Annotated in this window: 18 protein-coding genes and 2 tRNA genes; 15 read left to right on the top strand and 5 right to left on the bottom strand. The window is 25.3% G+C overall.

Translation table 4 applies throughout. The features are described from left to right. The first annotated feature begins 182 nt into the window (after positions 1 to 182). Genes Q346_RS03915 through Q346_RS0103015 form a run of 3 tightly spaced genes read left to right on the top strand, consistent with a single transcriptional unit; the run spans position 183 to position 2,765 of the window. On the top strand, positions 183 to 995 hold the full coding sequence (locus tag Q346_RS03915; RefSeq protein WP_036438081.1) for a hypothetical protein: 813 nt from the start codon (positions 183 to 185) through the stop codon (positions 993 to 995). A gap of 9 nt (positions 996 to 1,004) precedes the next feature. Further along, the gene (gene ychF, locus Q346_RS0103020) at positions 1,005 to 2,108 is read left to right on the top strand and encodes a redox-regulated ATPase YchF (protein WP_027333006.1); all 1,104 of its coding nucleotides are present in this window, start codon (positions 1,005 to 1,007) and stop codon (positions 2,106 to 2,108) included. A gap of 15 nt (positions 2,109 to 2,123) precedes the next feature. After that, positions 2,124 to 2,765, top strand: coding sequence for a DUF6037 family protein (locus Q346_RS0103015; RefSeq protein ID WP_036438079.1), 642 nt, complete (start codon positions 2,124 to 2,126; stop codon positions 2,763 to 2,765). A 195-nt stretch (positions 2,766 to 2,960) separates the two neighbouring features. On the opposite strand, the gene Q346_RS0103010 is transcribed toward Q346_RS0103015, so the two are convergent. Continuing rightward, the gene (locus Q346_RS0103010; protein WP_027333004.1) at positions 2,961 to 3,794 is read right to left on the bottom strand and encodes a deoxyribonuclease IV; all 834 of its coding nucleotides are present in this window, start codon (positions 3,792 to 3,794) and stop codon (positions 2,961 to 2,963) included. Beyond that, positions 3,787 to 4,611, bottom strand: a complete 825-nt coding sequence (locus Q346_RS0103005) for an HAD-IIB family hydrolase (RefSeq protein ID WP_027333003.1) — start codon at positions 4,609 to 4,611, stop codon at positions 3,787 to 3,789. The genes Q346_RS0103010 and Q346_RS0103005 overlap by 8 nt, the downstream gene beginning before the upstream one ends. A 113-nt stretch (positions 4,612 to 4,724) precedes the next feature. On the opposite strand from Q346_RS0103005, the gene Q346_RS0103000 reads away from it, so the two are divergent. Next, positions 4,725 to 4,811: transfer RNA gene (locus Q346_RS0103000), tRNA-Leu, on the top strand. 4 nt (positions 4,812 to 4,815) lie between these two features. Then, positions 4,816 to 4,891, top strand: a tRNA-Lys gene (locus Q346_RS0102995). 76 nt (positions 4,892 to 4,967) lie between these two features. Here Q346_RS0102995 and Q346_RS03910 read toward each other — a convergent pair. Together Q346_RS03910 and Q346_RS0102985 are read right to left on the bottom strand one after the other, a co-directional pair. Beyond that, positions 4,968 to 8,588: a DEAD/DEAH box helicase gene (locus tag Q346_RS03910; RefSeq protein WP_081774431.1), complete on the bottom strand. Its 3,621-nt coding sequence runs from the start codon at positions 8,586 to 8,588 to the stop codon at positions 4,968 to 4,970. Positions 8,589 to 8,626: 38 nt separating this feature from the next. Then, positions 8,627 to 9,349: a phosphotransferase gene (locus tag Q346_RS0102985; RefSeq protein WP_027333002.1), complete on the bottom strand. Its 723-nt coding sequence runs from the start codon at positions 9,347 to 9,349 to the stop codon at positions 8,627 to 8,629. A 107-nt stretch (positions 9,350 to 9,456) separates the two neighbouring features. Here Q346_RS0102985 and lepA point away from each other — a divergent pair, with 107 nt between their 5' ends. The 10 genes from lepA to Q346_RS0102935 all read left to right on the top strand — a co-directional run bounded on the left by lepA (position 9,457) and on the right by Q346_RS0102935 (position 19,445). Continuing rightward, entirely contained in the window at positions 9,457 to 11,247 is a 1,791-nt protein-coding gene (gene lepA / locus Q346_RS0102980; RefSeq protein ID WP_027333001.1) for a translation elongation factor 4, read from the top strand. A 1-nt stretch (position 11,248) separates the two neighbouring features. After that, the gene (locus tag Q346_RS0102975; protein WP_027333000.1) at positions 11,249 to 11,725 is read left to right on the top strand and encodes a hypothetical protein; all 477 of its coding nucleotides are present in this window, start codon (positions 11,249 to 11,251) and stop codon (positions 11,723 to 11,725) included. Positions 11,726 to 11,815: 90 nt separating this feature from the next. Then, entirely contained in the window at positions 11,816 to 11,947 is a 132-nt protein-coding gene (locus tag Q346_RS04255) for a hypothetical protein (protein ID WP_272936439.1), read from the top strand. A 39-nt stretch (positions 11,948 to 11,986) separates the two neighbouring features. After that, positions 11,987 to 13,588 carry a type 2 periplasmic-binding domain-containing protein gene (locus Q346_RS0102965; RefSeq protein WP_027332999.1) on the top strand — a complete coding sequence of 534 codons (1,602 nt, stop codon included), beginning with the start codon at positions 11,987 to 11,989 and terminating at the stop codon, positions 13,586 to 13,588. A gap of 9 nt (positions 13,589 to 13,597) precedes the next feature. Further along, entirely contained in the window at positions 13,598 to 13,753 is a 156-nt protein-coding gene (locus tag Q346_RS04180; protein WP_155946939.1) for a hypothetical protein, read from the top strand. A 42-nt stretch (positions 13,754 to 13,795) separates the two neighbouring features. Then, a complete protein-coding gene (locus Q346_RS0102955) occupies positions 13,796 to 15,175 on the top strand; it encodes an ABC transporter ATP-binding protein (protein WP_027332998.1) in 1,380 nt (459 codons plus the stop codon). After that, a complete protein-coding gene (locus Q346_RS0102950; protein ID WP_027332997.1) occupies positions 15,159 to 15,998 on the top strand; it encodes an ABC transporter permease in 840 nt (279 codons plus the stop codon). Before Q346_RS0102955 ends, Q346_RS0102950 begins: the two co-directional genes overlap by 17 nt. Further along, positions 15,991 to 16,893 carry an ABC transporter permease gene (locus Q346_RS0102945; protein ID WP_027332996.1) on the top strand — a complete coding sequence of 301 codons (903 nt, stop codon included), beginning with the start codon at positions 15,991 to 15,993 and terminating at the stop codon, positions 16,891 to 16,893. The genes Q346_RS0102950 and Q346_RS0102945 overlap by 8 nt, the downstream gene beginning before the upstream one ends. Beyond that, entirely contained in the window at positions 16,886 to 18,511 is a 1,626-nt protein-coding gene (locus tag Q346_RS03905; protein WP_051521805.1) for a type 2 periplasmic-binding domain-containing protein, read from the top strand. Before Q346_RS0102945 ends, Q346_RS03905 begins: the two co-directional genes overlap by 8 nt. An 85-nt stretch (positions 18,512 to 18,596) precedes the next feature. After that, entirely contained in the window at positions 18,597 to 19,445 is an 849-nt protein-coding gene (locus Q346_RS0102935) for a hypothetical protein (RefSeq protein ID WP_027332995.1), read from the top strand. An 89-nt stretch (positions 19,446 to 19,534) separates the two neighbouring features. Here the strand turns inward: Q346_RS0102935 and Q346_RS04210 are convergent. Continuing rightward, positions 19,535 to 20,375: MAG3240 family lipoprotein (locus Q346_RS04210; RefSeq protein WP_027332994.1), on the bottom strand; the 841-nt coding region annotated here is incomplete at its 5' end.

Below are 20,375 nucleotides of genomic sequence, written 5' to 3'. Positions count from 1 at the left end.
TACATAATGTATCTCGTTTTTGTATATAATTTTTTTATGAAAATTAATAAAGAAAATTCTAAACAAATTTTAGATTTTTTGAATGTCACTAAAGTTAAAAGGAATTTATAACTTACTTAGTATTGCAAAAATTAATTTTCAAAAATGACAATTTTGAATAATTTAGGACTAAAATAGTTTTAATGAAAATAATTAATGATCAATTTTATACTAAAGAAAATGTTGTTGAATTATGCAAAAAATCTTTATTGCAGTTTAATAATTATGATGTTTTTATTGAACCCAGTGCAGGAGAGGGTGCATTTTTAAATATATTTGCTAACACTTTAGCTTATGATATCGATCCAAAACAAACAAAAATAATGAAACAAGATTTTTTAGAATTAGACTTAAATTTTAATAATAAAAAAGTGTTAGTTTTTGGAAATCCGCCTTTTGGTTCGCGTTCAATTTTAGCTAAAAAATTCATAAAAAAATCTATTTCATTAGGTGCAAATGCAATAGCTTTTATTCTTCCAAATATTTTCAAAAAAGCAATAAATCAAACATATAGGTTGTTTCCGGAAGAATGAAAATTAATTAATATTATTGACTTGCCTAAAGAAAGTTTTTATGTTTATGATAAGAATCAATATATAAATTATCATGTGCCTTGTTCATTTTTTGTTTGAATCAAAAATGATATGTCAAATTTACCTAATTTGAGAAAAAATAAGATCAATTTAGAAATCAAAGAATTTATTTTTGTTAAAAGAAATAGTTCAGAAGCAGATTTAACAATTAATGGAAATAGTGGAAAAGTTCGTTTTCCACATGAAATAACTAATCCAAAATCCGAACACTTTATTAAAATTAATACAAATTTTGATTTAATGGAAATTAAAGAAAAATTAAATAATTTAATTTATCCAAAATATTCATCAGTTACTGGTGGAAACTATTGAATAAATCAAGATCAAATTAAAGAAGCTTGAATTGAAAAATATTATAAATAAGGAGCAAATATGTCATTAAAAGCAGGAATTGTAGGATTACCTAATGTAGGAAAAAGCACTTTATTTAGTGCATTAACTAAATATCAAGTTGAATCATCAAATTATGCCTTTACTACAATTGAACCAAACATAAGTAGTGTGCCATTAAAAGATATTAGACTTAATCAAATCGCTCAAATTGTGAATCCTGAAAAAATAGTACCAGCTACTTTTGATTTTGTTGATATTGCTGGCTTAGTTAAAGGTGCTTCAAAAGGCGAAGGGCTTGGAAATAAATTTTTAGGCAATATAAGACAAGTTGATGCAATTATTCATGTAGTAAGATGTTTCGAAAATAAAGATATTATGCATGTGCATGATAAAGTCGATCCAGTTGCAGACATGGAAGTTATTAACTTAGAATTAATTCTGGCTGATTTAGAAACAATTAATAATGTTTTAAATCGAATTCATAAAAAAGCCAAAAGCGGCGATAAAACTGCAATTTTAGAAGAAAATTTAGCTTTCAAAATTAAAGAAGTGTTAGAAAATAATCAATTTGCCTATGAAATAAGCAAAAACTTAAATGAAGAAGAATTGAAATTAATTAAGGGTTATCAATTATTAACTGCCAAACCAATGATTTATGTTGCTAATATGTCTAGTGAACAAATTGCAGACTATGAAAATGATAAAAATTATCAAGCCTTAAAACAAGCAGTTAATAATCAAAATAAAATTATTCCAATTTCAGTCCAATTAGAATCAGAAATTGCTCAAATGGATGAAAATGAAGGCAAAGAATGATTAGATACTTATTCAATCAAATATAGCGGTTTAGATTATTTGACAAGAGAAGCATTTGATTTATTAAAATTAAAAACTTATTTTACGGCAGGACAAATTGAGGTAAGAGCTTGAGTATTTAAAGACGGAATGCAAGCTCCTCAATGTGCTGGAATCATACATACAGATTTTGAAAAGAAATTTATAAAGGCTGATGTGATTTCTTTTGAAGATTTTATTAATTTTGGTGGCGAATTAGGAGCAAAAAACGCAGGAAAAATAAGATCTGAAGGCAAAAACTACATTATGCAAGATGGCGATATTTGTCATTTTAAATTCGGGAAGTAAGTGAGGTAATTAAATATGTCTACATTAAATAACTTGAAATCTTATGTAGATGATATGAAACAAAGAGATTTAAATTTATCAGTTTTTACATTTATTTATAAAAACAATAAATATTTTGTTTTTGTGGAAAAATTTTCTTCAATTGAAGAGAAAAAGAATAAATACTCGATAGCCAAATTAGAATTTTTAAAACAAAAAAATAAAGATGAAATTGATTACAATACTTTAATAGCAGAAGCTACTAATTTTACAATAGATATTGATCCTAAAAGTTTGAGAGAATTCTTTAATATTGAATATAAAGACAATCTAGGGGATATTTTAAAGCAATTTACAAACTATTTTAATGAACAAATTCCAACAATTATCAGTGAAAATTCACTAGAAGAAAAAATTGCAATTTCTTATTATTTGAATAAAAATAACGAAGAAGAACCAAATAAAATTTATTGTTATAAACTAAAATTAAATCCAGAAGGTTGAAAGAGAAGTGAATCTAATACTAGAAAATCGCAATTATTGAGACCTTTGTTATTCGAAAAAATAAAGAAAGAAAAAAGAATCAGTTTTTGCTATTCTGATGATCCGAAAAAAGAGGCTACAGATACCAAACTTCTTGAAGATTTTGCAAAATTGTTAATTAAATTAAAAAAATAAAATATTGTTTTAGTTGTTTCATATATTCTTTTATACAAAAAACTCGAAATATTAATTTCCTATATTTTGTATTTGATTGTTTTATGTAAATAATGATACTTAAATATAAAATTATCCCATAAATAAGTATTTTCTCGTTGAAAATGACGTTTAACTCTAAAATCCAATAGTAAAATTATTAAAAAATGCATCAAACTAAGATGCATTTTTTAATAACATTTCAATTTCTTGTTTATATATACTTCCTGTTTCTGGAATAGGTGTTTCTAAAATAATAGGAATATTGTCAAAATCAGGATCATGCACAAATTTGGCTAAAGTTTTTAACCCGATATGTCCCTTGTCAATATTTTCATGTCTATCTTTATGTGAAGCTAAAGCATTTTTTGAATCATTTAAATGAATCACCTTAATGTGTTTTAGTAAATCATATTTAATTAATTCTTGTTTGAAATTTTCATATTCCTTAATGTTATATCCAGCATCTCAAATATGACAAGTGTCTAAACACATTTGAATTCTCTCATTATTTAATGTTTTAATTAAATAATGCATTTGATCAAAATTAATACCAATTTCAGAGCCTTTGCCTGCCATTGTTTCAATGCAAATAACAACATCATTAGTTTTAGCTAAAACTTGTTTTAAAGTATCAATTAAAGTATCTAAAGCAATTTGTGGACTAAATTCTGTAAATGAGCCAGGGTGTAAAACTAAATATTTAGCTCCAATATAATTCATTCTTTTAATTTCTTGACTTAAAAAACTAACTGCAAAATTTTGTTTAGTAGGATTAGCGGGATTAACAATGTATGGAGCATGAACTACAATATCCATTGGTTCAATACGATTACCGAAATATTCTAAATATTCATCTTTTTTATATTTTTCAATTTCAATTCTTTTAGTATTTTGCGGAGCACCCAAATAAATCATGGCACAATTAGCACCATTATTTAAAGATTCACTAATTGCTCCCAATAAGTAATTAGGACTTTTAAAAGAAACATGAGAACCTAGTTTAATCATTCTTTTTCACCTTTGACATAAAATATTTATAAATTCCTCCATTTTTAGCTTTAGGAGCAATTTCATCAGCTACAGCTTTTAATTCTTTAGTTGAATTACCCATTGCCACTAATTTATTAGCAATACCTTTAACAGAAGCATCAGCCATTGAATCGCCAATATGAATTGTATTTTTCAAATCGATATTTTTATAATCACAATATTTTTTTAGCGCAATACCCTTATCACTTTTTGAATCAGTAATTTCAATTACATAATTTTTACTTGCTGCATAAGCATTAATAGTTTTAGGAAAAGCTTTTTCTAGTTCTTTAATTAAAGTTAAATTTTGATTTGGATTTTTAACAATAAAAGCAATTTTATTTATGTCACCCAATTTTTCTAAATTGAAATTTTTTGCATATCTAATCTTTTTTAATTTTTTTGATAATACCAATTTAATAACCGCATATTCAAATCAATTATGGGTATAAATTAACTCTCCAATTTCATCAAATAATACAACGATAATTTTTCTTGCAAAAGCTCATTGAACAATTTGATTTAAAACTTCTTTATCAAAAAGATTGTTATATATACATTGTGAATCTACAAAAATATGGCTTCCAGAACAACAAATAATATCATTAATTCCAGTTTGTTTTAAAGTCTGTTTAACTCTAATATCATCAAACGATCTGCCAGTCGAAAAAACAATATTTGCAAATGGTTTAATTAATCTTAAAATTTTAAGATTTTTGGAACTAATTCTTGAAATACCATTTTTATCAAACAATGTTCCATCCAAATCAATAAAAAGCGTTTTCTTATCCTTCATACTTTATAATTTTATATGTAAAAAATAAAAATATGTTTATCTTATAAAAAAAATAAAAAAAATATTTTTGACTTTCATTTTTTTGTCTATAATAAATAAGCATTTTAAGAGATGCCCAGGTGGCGGAATAGGTAGACGCAAGGGACTTAAAATCCCTCGAACGTTAGTTCGTGCTGGTTCAAGTCCAGTTCTGGGTACCAATGTGCGTCCTTAGCTCAGACGGTAGAGCAAATGGCTTTTAACCATTGGGTCGGAGGTTCGAATCCTCTAGGACGTACCAAATCTTTTTAAAGTCCAAAAAGAAGCTTCAAGCTTCTTTTTTTATTTTAAAAAAAGCATCAACTTGTTTTTGATGCTTATTCTAAATTTTCTTTAATTTCTTTTTCTATTTCTTCTCAAATATCCGGAGCTAAAAAATTACTGTTTTGACTGCTTGAATTTTCTTCAATCATTTCTGATTCAATTTCTAAAACTGGTTTTATTGAATTTGATAACATTTTTAAATTTGAATCATTTTCAAGCAATAATGGCGAATTATCAATTTGATTATCTTTAATTATTTCAATAGTTTCTTCTTTTAAATTATTTTCAGAAAAAACATTTTTTTCTGAAGTTAAATTTTCATGAGCAATTAATAATTGCGGAGTAGATAAAACAGGTTGATCTAATTGAGTATCAATTAATTCAACTTCATTTTCAACTTTTGTTGGTAATTCAGTATTTTGATCAATATTATTGATAATATTGTCAAAATATGAACCGGCATTTTTTTCTTCTTTAACTTCTTGAATTAAAGTATCTCATAAATCAAACGGCTTGATTTGATTGATTTCATCCAAAATTTGTATTTTATTTTTTTCTCATTTAAAACGATCAAGTAAATAAATATTGTATCTTTTAGATTCAATGTATTTTTTCAAGTCATTAATTTTAATGTAATTTTCAATTTGATTTTGATAATCGTAGTTATCTATAATAAAACAAATGGTATTAATTCCTTTGTTTTGAATTACCAAATCTACACTTAAAGTCCCAATTGATTCATTAAATTTGAGTTCTAAATAATCTTTGTTTTCAATAATTTTTTCAATTTCTGCTTTTATTTCTTCAAATAAAACTGATTCACTAGAAGAAAAATAAGTAGTTTGTTGTTGCTTTAGGACATTTTGAAAACTATATTCATTAGTTACTTCTTGACTTAATTCTTGTTTGTTTTTATTAATATAATTCTTCTTCTCTTTATTGCTTAATTCTAAAAATTGTAGTCATTTTTTAAAAATTAATAAATCTTCATTATCATTGTTTACATTAACTTCTTCTGCCCTCAATGATTTAAGAACAATCATTTTTTCTTTTGCTCTACTAATTGCGACATTTAAAGCATTTTTTCCGCCATTACGCCCAACAAAAGTACTATGTAAAGCAGTATTTTTATCATAAGAAATAGAAACAATTACTAAATCAGCTTCATCACCTTGAATATTTTCAATATTTCTTAATAATAATTTTTCATCATTGATTGCTTGTTCTAAATCTGGATGATTTTTGACAATTTCTTCCAAAATATAATTATGTTGTTTAACGTTTAAACTTAACAAAATGATTTTTCTGTATTCTTTTAAATTAATTTTAGCTAACTTAATGGCATATAATGCTTCTTCAATGTTTTTATTGTCGTCTCATAAACCGTTTATTTCATAAACTTCGATTGGTTGATATTTTAAATTTTCATTATACGAATCAATTACATCCAAAGCGCTATCATAAAAATATTTTGAGCTAAAAGTCATCAAGGCAGCATAATTAGAACGATAATTTTTATCTAATAAAATGTTATAAACTCCAAGAGATTTAGCGAAATCAAGTAATGAATCAATTTTGCCATACACAGAATCTTCATCAACATAGCGCGCATTGAATCAATTACTTGGACGCATTTGTTGATCATCACCAGCCAAGATTTTGATTTTTGCTAAATATAAAACTGGCAATCCTTTTTCAATGAAAATTTGACTTGATTCATCCAAAATTGCGTAATCAAATTCTTCCTTATTTCAGGCAGATAAATCAATTTCTGGCGTAACAATAATAATTGGAAATAGCTTTTTAATCATTGAAGAAAATAGTTTAATAAACTTATAAGGTTCAATTGTCATTAGACGAATTGCAGCTGAAAAATCAGCATATTCTGATTTTTCCTGTGAATTAAAATTATCAATTTTATTAATAATTAATTTAGTAATATAAATTCTTAAACTATCAATATCACTTAATTGATTAATATTTTCTTCTGGCAGAATATTAATTAAATCATTGATATATTCAAAGGCGCTTGCATTTAAATTTTTAACTAATTGTTTTAAATAATTTAAATTAAGATTTAAATTATTAAATTTTTCAAACAAAATTTTGCCAATTGAATTGTTGATTTTTTTATAATTTTGATTTCAAAATTTAAATTCTAAATGATTGAGCCTTAAAAGATAATTTTTTAAGTCCTTTTCATCTTTAAAATTAAAACTTTCTGGATATTTTAAATCATTAGGCAAAGTTAAAATAAAGTTTCATAATTCTTGAGTAAATAAATTTCATTTATCTTGTAAATAAATAATTACTTTAGCTGCTGATTCAAATTTAGAATCATTACAAAAATTATGAATATTTTGAACAAAATTCAATTGAGATTGATTAATCAATTTCTGTGCTTTTAGAGTTCCAGTTTCTTCAAAATTTTCTAAATAATCAATGTATTTTTTTAAAGGACGATAAAAGTCTTTTTTGCTCATTCCTCTAGAATTAAGCATAAAAAGTCCGAAAATATTTAATTTATTTAACCTTTTTTTAATAACGTCTAAGGCAGCTTTTTTTTGTGAGCAAACAACAGCTGTTTTTTTATTTACTAATATGTTAGTTAATAAATTAACAATTGTCTGACTTTTGCCTGTACCCGGAGGACCTCAAATAATGGTATTTTGATTCAAACTACTTGCGATAGCTTTATCTTGTGAAAAATTAGATGGAGAAATTTTGAAAATGCTGACTTTTGGATTGTCAATAACACTTTTGACTTTATTTTTATAAATAGTCTTATTAAATTCAATATCAAAAATTTGATTTAATTCATTATTTTGAATAATTTCCAACATACGATTTCTTAAATATCCACCTGAAGGTTGGAATAATCCAAGTACAATACCTGGCATAAATTCTAAAGCTTCATTTTCAACGCTTTCGCTATCTATTTGAATAAAAGGACTATTTAATTTAACATTAAAATTAAAAAAATCACGTCATTCATGCTTTAAATAATTAAATAATTTTTCAATTGATCAACCATTAAAATCAGTATTAATTTCTAAGTTAAATTTATGTGTTTCTAATAAAAATAATAATTTTTCATTAATTTTAATGTCGCTATCTGAAAATAAATAGGGCTTACCGTTTCTAATGGCCATATGCACTTCTTTTAAAAATAAAGGTGCATAAACAGGCTTTTTATCTAAACTAACTTTGATATAAACAAACCCCAAATGCATTGGTCAAATGTTATTTTGCTCATTAATTTCATTAGCTTCATTTAAAAATAATTTTCATTTGATAGTTTGTTTTTGAAATTGTGACTTAAATGTGTTAACGTAAAGAGATTTTGAATTTTCAAAATCGCTTTGAATTTTTTTGATTTGATTTTGACTAGTAATTAAATTATATTCTTCCAAGATTTTGATCAATTCATCACTCTGTGTAGATTTTTCAATTTTTTCATAAATAGTTTTTAAATTAGTTTCAATAATTGGAATATCGAAGTAAGAATTTTTAAAAACAAAATTTAAAACTTCAGAACCAAAAACTGTGTAAAAATCAAATCATTTTTTGTTATTAATTGAAGTAAAAATGGACGCATCTCTTGCTGAAACATCCAATAAATTATTTAAAATTGCTTTGTATTGATTTGCATATTCTTTTTCATTATTTTTCATTAGACCTCTTTAATTAAATTTTATTGAATTAAATTTAATTAATAATTTTTTAATTCTTTATCTAATTCATAAATTTTTTGAATATATTCATCAACAGGGAAAGGCAAAGTTTCTTGAGCATAGGCTCATAAAATTACTAAATAATTAACTAAAATTTTGTGTCTTAAAATAAATTTATAATTATATTTTTCATAGTGATTTAAAAATAAAGATTCTTGCGCTTCATTTAGCTTACTTGCTTCTATAAAATAGGCTAATTCAAAATGTTTGTCACCCAAAGTTGCATATTCTCAATCTAAAATGTATAAGTGATTATTTTGATCAACTAACATATTTCGAGGTCATAAATCATTATGTAAAGGAGTGCCTTTTTCCATTTTGGCCAAAGTCATATTAACTTGACGATAATAATCATTCAAAACCGGTAAATTGATATTTTTATTTTTTAAAATTTCTCTATATTTTTTCACTCTTGCTGCATGATTTGAAGCAGGAAATTTAATTTTAGAATTGTGCAAAATTTTAAGATTATTAGCAATACGAATCAAATTTTCATCTGTCATTTCTGGAATAGAACCATTGATAAAATCTCAAACAATTTCTTTTTCATTATTTGAAATTAATTTAGGTACAAAATCAAATTGTGCAAGCAATTCATAGTTGATTTTGTGATTAAATCCTGTATAAACCTTTTCTTGAATGAATAAATTTTCATCTTGAAAACTACGATTAGTATGTCCACCTAAAATTGGTTTTTTCATAAAACTCCTTTATTTATTTTCATTCATTTAATATTCTTAAAGTAAAATAAGTATTATTAATTATATATTTAAATTTTTTATTATTTTTTTAGTTTGAGGTAGAAAATATGGATAAGTCAAAAATTCGCAATTTTTCAATTATTGCTCATATCGATCATGGTAAAAGTACATTAGCTGATCGGATTTTAGAATTAACTAATACTGTGAGCGCCCATGATATGGACGATCAATTTTTAGATCAAATGGATTTAGAAAGAGAAAGAGGAATTACAATCAAATTAAATGCGGTGCAAATTAAATACAAAGATTATATTTTTCACTTAATTGACACTCCAGGCCATGTTGACTTTACTTATGAAGTTTCTCGTTCTTTAGCTGCTTCAGAAGGAGCATTATTGTTAGTTGATGCAACGCAAGGAATTGAGGCACAAACTTTGGCTAATGTTTATTTAGCGCTAGAAAATAATTTAGAAATTATTCCGATTATTAATAAGATTGACTTACCTTCTGCAGACGTTGAAAGAACTAAACATGAAATTGAAAGTGTAATTGGTTTACCTACTGATAATGCAGTTGCTATTTCAGCTAAAACAGGATTAAACACAGAACAAGTTTTAGATGCAATTATTAATTATGTGCCTGCACCTAGAGACGCTGATGATTCTAAACCTTTAAAAGCTTTAATTTTTGATTCATACTTTGATGAATATCGTGGTGTGATTATGTTAATTAGAATTTTTGAAGGTAAATTAAAACAAGGCGATAAATTTAAATTTATGTCTAATAATAAAGAATACCATGTGGCTGAACTTGGGGTTAGAAATCCAAAAGAAACAAAAAAACCTTATTTAGAAGCTGGAGAAGTTGGTTGATTAGCAGCTACTATTAGAGACGCCAGAGAAGTCAATGTTGGAGATACAATCACATTAGTTGATAATCCAGCTGAAAAAGCTTTACCAGGTTATAAGAAAAAACAACCAGTAGTTTTTACAGGTTTTTATCCAGTTGATACTCGTGATTATATGGAACTAAAAGAAAGTTTAGAAAAAATTGCTTTAAGTGATAGTTCAATTACTTGAGAACAAGAAACTTCAAAAGCTTTAGGTTTTGGTTTCAGAGTTGGATTTTTAGGTATGCTTCATATGGAAATCCTTCAAGAAAGATTATCCAGAGAATACAAAATTGGTATTATTGCAACTTCACCATCAGTTGAATATAAAGTATTTAAAACCAATGGAGAAGTTGAATTAATTTCGAACCCATCATTATTGCCAGATCGCACTTATATCGATCATATTGAGGAACCTTATATTTTAGCTACCATTATTTTACCTAATGCATATATTGGTAATATTATGGAATTGTGTCAAAATAAACGTGGAATTTATAAAGATTTAGAATATATTGACGACAACAGAACTAAATTAACCTATGAAATGCCTTTAGCTGAAATTGTAATTGACTTTTTCGATCGTTTAAAAAGTTTATCAAAAGGCTATGCCTCATTTGAATATGATGTAATTGGTTATCGTGAAAATGATTTAGTAAAAGTTGATATTTTATTAAATGGAGATAAAATTGACGCTTTTTCAATTATTAGCCACCGTGATGATGCTTATCCAAAAGCGCGTGATTTATGTGAAAGATTGAAGAAAGAAATTCCAAGGCAAAACTTTGAAATTCCAGTTCAAGCCACTATTGGTTCAAAGGTTATAGCAAGAGAAACAATTAAAGCTTATCGAAAAGATGTTACTTCTAAATTGCATGCAGCTGACGTTTCACGTTATAAAAAATTATTAGATAAACAAAAAGCAGGAAAGAAAAAAATGAAAATGCTTGGAACAGTTGAAGTACCTCAAGAAGCATTTTTAAACATTTTAAAAACTAATATTAAATAATATGTCTTATTTTTTTAAACAAAAAATAACTACTGCTTTTAGTTCATGAAGAAATTGAATTCACTTAATAATTTCTAATACAATTGCTCTAATAATTGTAGTTGCATTCATTATTTTAAAATATAAAGAAGATAAGTTTTGAATTGCTAACTCATTTCTAATTTTTGGAGTTACTAATTTATTTTATGCAATTCTTTGATATATAGGGAAATTGGGATTTGGTTCAACATTTTTTAGATATCGCAAACAAAGAAAAAATGATTATTTATCTTTAAAATTAGAAGATGCAAAACATAAAAAACAGACACCAGAGCAAAAAATTAAAGTCAAAGAATTAACTAATAGAATTGAAAAAATAAAAAAAGAACAACAAATGAGTAAATTAAGTCGAGAAACTAATAATTGAATTCTAATTATTTTATTTTCTTGAGGTCTAATCATAACTATAATTGGCATAATTTTGTCATATGTAAAATAAACATTTTTTATAAGAAAAAACATAAAAAAATGTTTATTTTTTTATCTTAAAAATTTAAAATTTAAGAATTATTTAAACATTTAGGAATATATGAAATTTGTGGTGATAGAAGAAGCAAAATTACGATGAGTATTTATTAAAAGAAAGCACAATGGAGATGTGAATTTTCCATTACCTTTTACTTTAATTAATCTTGATGTAGATACCAATGAATGATTTTAATTATTTAGAAGTTTAAATAATTAAAACAAAGGAGTATTTATGTCTTTTTTTAAAATAAAACATTTTTTAAAAACTAAAATTTTTACCAAAACAAGCGGATTAATTCTCTTTGGTGCAGGAATTGCCGGAGTATTAACTTCAGCTTTAATTTATAAAAATACTAAAAAGTTTAAACCTTCATTTTACAATTTTAAAAATTATATTTCAGAGAAGAATTGAGAAATCATCTCTGAAAATTTTGACTATAAAGAATTTGACACAGTTAACCAATTTACCAATGCAGTTTTAACTAGAAAAGCTGCAACCGGAATCGGAAATGATTTTTTAAGTGTTGATTTAATTAAACAAAACAAATTAATTCCTTTAGATTTTCAAAAAATCTTTAATTTTAGTGATGAAGATGTAAAAACAAAAAGGAATTTGGCTAATAAATTAAAAACTATTTATACAGAACAAATGTGAGAACATTTAAGCTCATATGACATATCTTTAAATGAAAATATAGATGATGCAAATTTTGAAACTAACAAGCATTTATGAGAATATTTTGTGCCTTATTTTTCACAGGATATGATTGTTGTTTATAACCCAAGCAAAATTTTAGGTACCGATGATTATGAAAAATATTATGAGTTTGATAAAGCTTTAGTTGCTAAGTTAACTCAAGAAAATCCTGAGGATAAAGCTTGAACACCTAATAAAATTACTGATTATGATGCCTTAAAAACTGTTAAAGAAGCAGGTTTTAATAATTGACAAATTACAGATGCTGTGCGTGATAATATGATTTATGGTTCTTCATTTTATTATGATAAAAATACAGCAAGTTATACTGATCAATACACCACAGGAAGTGTTGTAAATCCTGATGGAAAATTAATTTACAAAGATTTAATTGATCAATTTAGTAACATGATTCAAAAATCACTTAATTATAGCTTAACTAACCCAAATTTAAACTTTAATGGTAACGGTCTTGAATTGGTTGAGTGAATTTCTAATCCAGATTGACCAATTAATGCTGGAATTATCTATAATGGTGATGCATACGATGCTTTCTTTTCAGAAGATAATTTTGAAAATGTTAGACCAGGCACAATTAGATATATTAAGCCAAAAAATAACATTTTATTAGTGGATGGATTAGTAATCGCTAGTGATACCACTAAAGAATATGTTGACATTATTTATGATACATTGCGTCGTACTTTCTTAGAAGGTATAACCGATCAAAATGGAAATTTACTTGATTTGAGCACGGTAGAAAATGTTGATGAATTAGGTTCAGTTGACAATTTCTATTCAGTTGGTTATGTGCCAGCTTATAAAAATGTTTATCAATACATTAAAGATCACCATTTTGATGAACAATTCAATGAAGAATTTAGAAATCGAATGAAAACAAGATATCCAAATATTTCTGATACAAGATGAAATGAAATTTTTGAATATGAAATTAATTATGTAAAAAATCTTTACGAAATTACTTCAGAATATACACCATTAATTCCGGGAACTAATCAAAAATTATTAAGTGTAAATGATGGAAAATATTCTGTACAACATCATAAGGTGGAACCAGTAAATCAAAAAGAAATTACTGAAATTGAAACATATTGAAACTTAAAAATTAGAAAATAAAAGGTTAAAATGACAAAAAAGATTACTCAAAAAATTACTAATTTAAAATTAGAGAAATTTAAATCTAAGTTTATCTTATTGTTATTTAATGATGATCAAAATCCATCATTACCTTTTTATGCAATCGAATATAAGCAAGATCTTTATGATTTAGCCTCCCTTTAATTGAGAAATTAAACAGAAAAAAATATGAAAGGAGAGACTATTATGAGTCAAAAACAAAATCAACACATTATTGAATTAAAAAATGTAGTTAAAGAATTTGATGGTAAAACTGTTTTAGATAATGTTAATTTAAAAATCAACAAAGGTGAATTTGTTACCTTATTAGGACCATCAGGTTCAGGAAAAACCACTATTTTAAGACTTTTAGCAGGTTTTGAATGAGTTACTCGTGGAGAAATTAAATTTAATGGACTTGATATTAAAGATTTACCATCTCACAAAAGAGACTTATCTACTATTTTCCAAGATTATGCTTTATTTCCACATTTAAATGTTGAAGGAAATATTCGTTATGGTCTTAAGTTAAAGAGAAAACCAAAAGAACAAATTAATGATAAATACGAGCAAATTTTAAAAGAGAAAAAAATTATATGAGATGCTAAGGCGAAAAACAAAATTGCTAAATTAGATAAGTTGCAAAAAGAATATGAAGCTGAAATGTCTAAATTAAAACCTAATACCTTTGCTTATAATAAAAGACAAAAATGATTAGATGATTCTGATTTTCACTATTCATATTGAGAAAATTACGTGCAACAACAAACTGAACAGTTTGAGAATCGTTATTTAACCAGAAAATTAACTAGCGAAGAAATTGATGAAGAAGTTAAAAATATTACACGTTTAGTTGGTTTAGAAGGCAATGAAAATAAAAGCATTTCTGAACTTTCAGGAGGAATGAGACAAAGAGTGGCTTTGGCTCGTTCATTAGTTATTGAACCTGAAATTCTATTATTAGACGAACCATTAAGTGCTTTGGATGCGAAAATCAGACAAAGAATGCAAGTATTATTAAGAAGTATTCAAAAGAAATTAAATTTAACTTTTATCTTTGTTACTCACGACCAGGCAGAAGCCTTAGAACTTTCAGACAGAGTGGCTGTTGTAAGAGATGGAAAAATTGAGCAATATGATACACCTAGAAATATTTATGACTATCCAATTAACAAATGAGTAGCCACCTTTATTGGAGATTCAAACATTTACAATGGAACTTTTAATGCTGATGGAACAGTCAGTGTATTAAATACTACTTTTAAAACTGTGCATGAAGAAACAGAATTTCAACCTAATCAAGAAGTTGATGTTTTAATTCGTCCAGAAGATATTGATATTTATGAGTACAATAGTTTAGTTACTAAAGAGAATAAATTAGAAGGTGTAATTGTAGACAGCGCTTATCGTGGTAGTTATTACTACTTAAAAATTAAATTAACTGAAACTCAAAAAATTATTTATGTTGAAACAGCTAAAAAATTCAACATTAATGACAAAGTTTTATTGAATTGAACTATTGATTCAATTCATTTAATGGCAAAAGATAGTAAATGAGATTATTCATCAGATGAATTCAAAAATTAAAAACGCTTTAGCATTAAATAAAAGATTAACCTTATTAATTCCTTTTGCATTAATTGCTATCTTTTTAATTATTTTGCCAATTATTTTAATTATTGTCAACGCCTTTATTCCACGTGAAAGTTTTGACTCTTTCCAATTAGTTAAAGAAACCAAAACCTGAGTGCAAATTTGAAGAAGCCTTAAAATAGGGATTGTTTCCTCAATTATTTGTTTAATCATTGGCTTACCATATGCTTATTTTGTAGCGACAAGTAAAAACAAATTTTTACCAATTTATGGAATTAGTCTTATTTTAAGCCCAATGATTATTTTCACAATTGCAAAAATTTATGCGATTAAAGGTTTCTTTTTAGCAATTACTCCACCTGAAAATCAAGATTCTTTAAATGCTGAATGATTTATGATTTTGGCTTTAGTATATTTAAATTTACCTTATATAGTAATGCCACTTTATTCAGTTTTTAGAGATATGCCACGTAATATTATTGAAGCAAGTTTAGATCTTGGTTACAATAAATTGCAAACTTTTTTAAAAGTGGTTATTCCTTATTCTTTAAAAGCAATTATTGGTGGACTTGGTTTAATTTTCTTATCATCAGCTACAACCTTTGTAATTAGTGATAAATTATTATTAAATAAAAATCAATTGCAAACTATTGGTGCTGTAATTAATGAATATACAATTCCTTCAAATGAATTTAAATTAGCTTCAGGTTCAGTGTTAGTTTTAGTGGTTTCATTCATTTTTATCGGTTCATATTTTGTTATTTATGCAATTCCAAGAATCTTTATCAAACTAAAGAAAGGATGAACAAATGAGTAAATTTACAGCTTTTTTAAGACAAACTTATATTTATTTTATTTTAATCCTTGTTTATATTCCTTTAGTTTTTGCCACAATTTTTAGCTTTAATAAAGAAAGTGATAGAGGTTTTTTAAGTACTTCTTGAAATACTTTTTCAATTGAAGCTTGAAAAACATTTGGTGATGGTGGAAGATTAGACGCATTAGTTAATTCTGTAATAATTGCCATCTTTACAGCACTTTTTGTAGTTTCAATTTCACTAATTACTGTTTTTGCAATGTGAAGACAAAGAAACAAAAAATATGGCAACATTGTAAGATCTGTTAATAATATTCCTTTGATTAATCCAGATAATATTACTGCCATTGGTTTGGTTTTAGTATTTAGTATTTTATTTGGTGCTTTAGCTAATACCAAAGAAGGAATGGTTAGAGGTATTGTTGGACACACCGTGATGGCCTTACCTTATGGAATTACTTTAATGTATCCAAGAAGTGAAAAATTTAATGCTTCATTATTTGAAGCTAGTCAAGATTTAGGTTATTCTAAATTGCGTTCATGATTTAAAACTTACTTTATTTATATGATTCCTTCAATCATTTTCGTTTCAGTTGTAGCTGCCTTTTTATCATTTGATGACTTTATTATTTTGAGTACTACAACTAATGTTTCTACTTTAGGTACCAAACTTTATGCAGGGCAATTTAGAGCCTGAGGTTTAGTTGTTGGAGCATTCTTACTTTTTGTAATTTTCCTTGCAAATATAATTTATGTTTCATACAAAATTATTCAAGTGAAGAAAAATGAAAAAATTATGAAACAATTGAGTAAACAAAATGAAGCTTTAAATAAAACTAATCGAGTTAATGAAACAATTCCAAATGAGGTTGAATTTACATTAAAAAATGAGTAAATTTTGAACAAAATTTAAAAATCTTGTTTTTAATAAAACTACAGGATTTTTATTTTTCGGTTTAAGTTTAACTTCAGTTTTAACAGTTTCATTAACTTATAAATATAAAAATAATTTCAAACCATCTTTTTATAATTATCGTAGTTATATGTCAGAAGATTCGATTGCTAGAATGCAAGAAGATTTTGACTATAAAGAATTTGATGAAATTAATCAATTTACAAATGCTTTACTAACAAGAAAAGCAATTGCGGGAATTGGAAATGATGCTTTAGCAGTTGAATTGATTAAACAAAATAAATTGGCTAAAATTGATTATCAAACTTTATTTAATTTTGATGAAGAAACAGTAAAAGATAAAAACAAATTAGCTAATAAATTAAAATCTTTATACACTGAACAAATTTGAGAACATTTAATTAGCTATGATGAAGATTTAAAAACCGATAATAACGGTAAATTAGTTGCCGAAGAAAGACATTTGTGAGAATATTTTGTTCCATATTTTTCTCAAGATATGGTAGTAGTTTATAATCCAAGTAAAATTTTAAATAAAGACGACTTTGAAACTTATTATGAATTTGATACACAAATTTTAAATCAATTAATTAGTGAAAAAAATGATGATTTAAAATGAACTACTCGAACTTTCAGCGATTATGATGTATTAAGAACTATTAAAAATATGGGCTTTGATAATTGAGAAATCACTGACGCAGTGCGTGACAATATGGTTTATGGATCTTCTTATCGCTTAAATACTGAAACTAAACAAAGAGAAGATTCACAAGCAACTGGTGATGGATATGATAATAAGAACGATGAATCAATTCACAAAGAATTATTAGATCAGTTTGAAGAGTTAATTCGTGATTCTCTTGATTATTCACTAACTAGTAAAAAAGTGAATTTTATTGGCGACGGTTTAGAACTAGTTGATAAAATAATCGATCCAAATTCACAAATTAATGCAGGTATTATTTACAATGGTGATGTAATAGATGCTTATTTATCAGCGGATAATCACCCAAGTGTTAGAAATGGTGCAATTCGTTTTATTCGCCCTAAAACTAATATTTTATTAGTAGATGGTTTAGTAATCTCATCTGAAACAAATAATTATTATCGTCAAAAAGTGTTTCAAGCAGTAAAAGAATCTTATTTAAACGGTTTATTAGATGATAATGGTAATCAAATCACCAATTGAGATGAAACAGAAGAAAAAGTAATTGATACACTTGAAAATAATATGTTCGTGCTAAATTTTGATGATACTGGATATATTCCGGTTTATAAATATGCTTATGATTTTATTAAAGAACACTATTTTGATTATCAACTAGATGAAGCATATGAAAATGAAATGAAAGCAAGATATCAAGATTTAAATATAAGCGATGAAAGATGAAATGAGATTTTCGCTTATGAAAAAGACTATATGAAATCTCTATATGATATTACTAATGAATACACATTAAAATTGCCAGGCACCAATCAAAATTTAATTACTGATTCAACTAAAATTTCTTATCATGTAGATCATTTACCAATTAAACCAGTTAATGAAAAAACCTTAACTGACATTCAATTTTATTGAGGTCAAAAGATTAAAAAATAAGTTGAAAACTAGAATTTGCATTCTAGTTTTTTTAAAAATAATGATTAAAATTTAATTACTTTAGGAGTTTAAATAAGGAGTAAAAATGGCTAAAAATAAAAAAATCTGAATTTCTTTAGGAACAATTACTGCTATTGCGGGAATTAGCACAATTGGAACTTTAACCTATTTACTTGCAAATAACAAAAATAAAATTGATAATACAAAACAAAATGAAAATTTGGCCAAAATGAATCAATTAATTGAAAAAATCAAAACTGAATTAACAGCAAATAATGATTTAAACGATAGTCAAATTACAGCTCTAAATTTAAGTTTTTTTAATTGATTAAACAATGAAAAAAAGATTTTGGATAATACTAAAAATATTAATGATCTAAATTTAGAAGAATTAATTACTAAACTTGAAACCCATTTTTCAACTTATCAAAATCAATATAATGCATTAGTTAATTTAAAAAATAAAATTTTAGCAGTAACTAATTTAGTCAATGAATATTCAATTCCTGAAGAAGTTGAAGATAAAGATTTAATTGTCGTAAATGCCTTAGCTGATTTAAATAATGCTAATGATGAAGCTAAAGAAAAATATAATTCGCAAGATTTATCAGCGCTTGAAGATGGACTAGTAAATTTAGATCATGTTTATCAAGATCAATTACAAATTTTAAATAATAATAAACAAAAAATTCAAGCCGAAAAAACTAATTTAAACCAAATCATTGCTGAAGTCCAACAAATAATTGATTCAAATCCAGATACTGCAAATAATCCAGAAGCTACTGAACAATTAGCGAAATTAAAAGAAATTTTATCACTTGCAAAAGAAAGTTGTGCGAATAATTATGTGAGTTTAAGAGCTTTAGAATCAACTAAAAATAATTTAAGTACTGCAAAATCTGAATTTGAAGCATCAATACAAAATAATAATTAATTTCAATAAAAAAACAAATATGCCTATAAATAAGGTATATTTGTTTTTTTAAATCTAAAACTTTGAAAAAAATAAACAGATTGTTCATTTTAATTTACATTAAATTTAGATAAATAAGGGATGGTTAAATCTTTAAGCGGTTCAATTTTTCAATTTGGATTATTTGTTCTTTTTAACTCTAATTCCTTTTGTAATCTAACTTCATTATTTGAGCCAACAAAACCGGAAAGAAGAAAAATTTGCTGTCTATTTTGCAAATTTAAGAGCTCATTACCATTTTCATCAATAAAACTAAAACTGATTGGTAAATTACCTAAACCATATTTTTCAAAACTATAATCATTTAAAGGATCAATAAATACATTGACTTTTTTAATTAAAGTTTTGTTTTGATTATCACCGATAAAATAAAGTAAAATAAATTGATTTAATAGCAATTCTAATTTTTTGGTTAATTCCTCTTTGTAATTAATTACAAATTCAACACTTAAATCAGTCATAACTTTATTTTTTCATAAATTTAAATTGTTAATATTTTGATTAATCAAAAAATTAACAATATCAATTAAATTTTCATTCATAAAATCATTTGCATCTATAAATTGGGGTTTAATAATGTTGCCATTTGCATCCAAACCTGAATTATCTTGATTTTTTGGATATGAATAATATGAAAAATAGTTTTCACTATTTCTTGGTTTATCATTAATTAATCCTAGTTCATTGCTAATAAAAAAACCTTCAAAAATATGGTGATGTAAATTGAAATTAATTGTAAACCAAGGTAAAATTTGTTTATTTCCATCATTTTTATTAGTGATTTCAATATTTAATTTGCCAATTGAATAACTATCATTTAGTAAATTAGAAATTTCAAAATTATGAAATTTATAATCAAAATCTTCGGATACATTTGATAAATAAAATAAT

This window comes from Mycoplasmopsis gallinarum DSM 19816 (genome assembly GCF_000621085.1).
Classification (GTDB): domain Bacteria; phylum Bacillota_I; class Bacilli_A; order Mycoplasmatales; family Metamycoplasmataceae; genus Mycoplasmopsis; species Mycoplasmopsis gallinarum.
This window is presented reverse-complemented; position numbering and strand designations above follow the sequence as displayed.